Source organism: Streptomyces sp. NPDC001532, from assembly GCF_040298625.1.
Classification (GTDB): domain Bacteria; phylum Actinomycetota; class Actinomycetes; order Streptomycetales; family Streptomycetaceae; genus Streptomyces.
In genome coordinates this window covers 1-2,840 of sequence record NZ_JBEPAL010000093.1, presented here as the reverse complement: position 1 = coordinate 2,840, position 2,840 = coordinate 1, and the positions used below count along the sequence as shown (strand labels likewise).

Sequence of the window (2,840 nt, the reverse complement as noted above, 5' to 3'; positions counted from 1 at the left end):
CCGCACACCTCGTCCAACGCGGCAGCGAACACCGGATACGAAGCAGCCAGCTCACGCCCCATCCCCACCCGCTGCGCACCCTGACCCGAGAACACCAAACCCAGGGCGCCGGTGGTCGGCGCGGGTGAGCCGGCCGCGCGGGACGGGTCGGCGGCCAGCTCCCGCAGGGCGGCCTCCAGTTCGTCGCGGCCGGTGCCGGTCAGGGCGATCCGGTGGTCGTGCAGAGTGCGGGTGGTCGCCAGGGAGTAGCCGAGGTCGGCGGCGGTCAGAGCGGGGTTTTCGGACAGGTGGTCGAGCAGCCGTTCCGCCTGGGCGGCGAGAGCCTGCTCGTCGCGGGCGGAGACGAACCACGGCACGGCGGGCGGCGGCGTTCCCGGCTCCTCCGGGGCCGCCGGCTCGTCCTCGGGCGCTTCGAGGATGACGTGGGCGTTGGTGCCGCTGACGCCGAACGCGGAGACCGCCGCCCGGCGCGGCCGGCCGCGGTCGGGCCACCGCCGCTGCTCGGTGAGCAGTTCGACGGCGCCCGCCTCCCAGTCGACCATCGGCGTCGGCTCGTCCACGTGCAGGGTGCGGGGCAGCAGCCCGTGCCGCATCGCCTGCACCATCTTGATCACGCCGCCGACGCCGGCGGCGGCGACGGTGTGGCCGATGTTCGACTTCAACGAGCCCAGGTACAGCGGGTCTTCACGGTTCTGGCCATAGGTGGCGAGGAGCGCCTGGGCCTCGATCGGGTCGCCGAGCCGGGTGCCGGTGCCGTGCGCCTCGACGACGTCCACGTCGGCCGGCGCCAGCCGCGCGTCGGTCAGCGCCTGCCGGATCACCCGCTCCTGCGAAGGACCGTTCGGCGCGGTCAGACCGTTACTCGCACCGTCCTGGTTCACCGCGCTGCCGCGGACCACGGCGAGGACGCGGTGGCCGTTGCGGCGGGCGTCCGACAGCCGCTCCACCACGAGCAGTCCGACGCCCTCCGACCAGGAGGTGCCGTCGGCGGCGGCGGCGAAGGACTTGATCCGGCCGTCGGGGGCCAGGCCGCGCTGGCGGCTGAAGTCGACGAAGCCGCCCGGTGTGGCGGTGATGGTGGCGCCGCCGGCCAGGGCGAGCGCGGACTCGCCGGTGCGGACGGACTCGACGGCCAGGTGCAGGGCGACCAGGGAGGAGGAGCAGGCGGTGTCGACGGACAGCGCGGGCCCCTCCAGGCCGAGGGCATAGGCGATCCGGCCGGAGGCGACGCTGCTGAGCTTCCCGGTCATCAGGTAGCCCTCCAGCTCGGCGGGGCCCTCCAGACCGAGGTAGCTCTGCTCGACCACGCCGGCGAACACGCCGGTGCGCGAGCCGCGCAGCGAGGCCGGGTCGATACCGGCGTCCTCCAGGGCCTCCCAGGCGGTCTCCAGCAGCACCCGCTGCTGCGGGTCCATCGCCAGCGCCTCCCGCGGGGAGATCCCGAAGAAGTCGGCATCGAAGAGCGCGGCCCCGTCGAGGAACCCGGCCTCCCGGGTGTACGAGGTCCCGAGGTCGTCCGCGTCGGGGCTGTACAGGGCGTCCAGGTCCCAGCCGCGGTCGGCGGGGAACGGGCTGATCGCGTCCCGGCCGTCGGCGACAAGGCGCCACAGGTCGTCGGGGCTGCTCACACCGCCCGGGAACCGGCAGGCCATGCCGACGATGGCGATGGGTTCCTCGGCCGCGGACTCCAGTTCGGCGATGCGCTCGCGTGCCTTCTGCAGGTCCGCGGTCACCCACTTCAGGTAGTCGACGAGCTTCTGTTCCTTGGTCTGCGCGGACGGGGCGGGCTGGGTGGGCTGCTGTGCGGACATGCGAGGGAAAGCCTCTCCTTGAACGCCGGGCCAGGACAGGTGCGACGGCGGTGCGGGGCCGCCCGCGGCGGGCGGCCCCGCACCGGGTCAGTCCGCCGCCCGGCCGAGCTGGGTGTCGATGAAGTCGAAGATCTCGTCGGCGGAGGCGGACGCGATCAGCTCCTGCACGGCCGGGTCGCCGGACGCCGGGTCGGCGGCGGGCGTGCCGCCGGACAGCCGCTCCAGCAGCCCGCGCAGCCGGGCCTCGGCCTCGGCGCGGGCCTCGCCGTCGGCGGGCAGCGCGTCGAGCGAGGCCTCCAGCCGGTCCAGCCCGTCCCGTACGGCGCGGGACGGCGCGTCGGGCGCGGGGCCGGCCGCGTTCAGCACGAAGGCGGCGAGGGCGCCCGGGTTGGGGTGGTCGAAGACCACGGTGGCGGGCAGGGTCAGACCGGTCGCCTTGGCCAGCCGGTTGCGCAGTTCGACGCCGGTGAGGGAGTCGAACCCGAGGTCCTGGAAGGGCCGGTCGGGGGCGATGCCGGACGGGTCGCCGTGCTTGAGGACGGTCGCGACGAGGTTGGTGACGATCTGGAGCACGTACTGTTCGCGCTGGGCGACCGCCAGTTCGGCGAGCCGCTCGGGCAGCGGCACCACCTCGGGCTCCGCCGCCTCCGGTTCCGCCGCCCGCTGGACGGGCTGCCGGGCCGGGTCGCCGCCGGCGGGCGGGAGCTGGTCCAGCCAGTAGCGGCGGTGCTGGAAGGCGTAGGTGGGCAGGGCGACGCGCCGGGCGCCGGAACCGGCGAAGAACGCCTCCCAGTCCACGCGCGTGCCACGGGCGTGCAGCAGGCCGAGGGCCCGGACCAGGGACTGCGGTTCGGGTGTGCCGGTGCGGACGGAGGCCGTGGCGACGGTGGCGTCGGCGTCGCGGACGGACTGCGCGGCGAGCGCGGCCAGCGCCCCGTCGGGGCCGATCTCGACGTAGGTGCGGACGCCCTGCTCCTCCATGGCGGTGACCGCGTCGGCGTACCGGACGGCCTCACGCACCTGACGCAC

The 2,840-nt window shown here is 75.1% G+C and carries 2 protein-coding genes; both read right to left on the bottom strand.

All coding sequences use genetic code 11. The features are described 5' to 3' along the window. The coding region (locus ABT232_RS38275; RefSeq protein ID WP_351849407.1) for a type I polyketide synthase at nucleotides 1-1,811 on the bottom strand (1,811 nt) is incomplete at its 3' end. Nucleotides 1,812-1,898: 87 nt separating this feature from the next. Next, the coding region (locus tag ABT232_RS38270) for a phosphopantetheine-binding protein (protein ID WP_351849405.1) at nucleotides 1,899-2,840 on the bottom strand (942 nt) is incomplete at its 5' end.